Consider the following 399-nt stretch of genomic DNA (forward strand, 5'->3'; position numbering starts at 1 on the left):
AAACCAACATTGTTGATATTGCCGGCGCATGGGTAGAAGTCTTTCGACCAGGTGTAGATTTTGTTTCAGGTGAGCCATATTTTTCGCTTGGTACCGAAATTACCACGCCGCCACTAACGGTTCAGCATCAAACTTCTGTTAATGGCCAAGTTCTCCGTCCAGCAGATACACAGTCTTTAGAAGGTACGAACTACCTTCATTTTGCATATCCAAACGAGATCCTTCGGGCATCTGCAAACAATACGGATTTAACCACTAAGTTTGTAAGTAATGACCGCGTAGAAATCACCAATGCCTCATTCACGTTTAACGGCCAGACTTATGATTTAAACGGCACTTACAGCGTTCTATCGGTAGCAGATGATCGAATGACGTTATCACATCCGGCGGCCGTTAATG

The 399-nt window shown here is 44.4% G+C and carries 1 protein-coding gene; it reads left to right on the top strand.

The window, feature by feature from the left end; all coding sequences use genetic code 11:
- Window positions 1-399, top strand: a 399-nt coding sequence (locus ACNQ0W_RS25415; RefSeq protein WP_417933311.1) for a hypothetical protein, incomplete at both ends; no start/stop codon positions are given.

The organism is Enterobacter cloacae complex sp. 6730903 (assembly GCF_048283985.1).
Lineage (GTDB): Bacteria > Pseudomonadota > Gammaproteobacteria > Enterobacterales > Enterobacteriaceae > Enterobacter > Enterobacter hormaechei_C.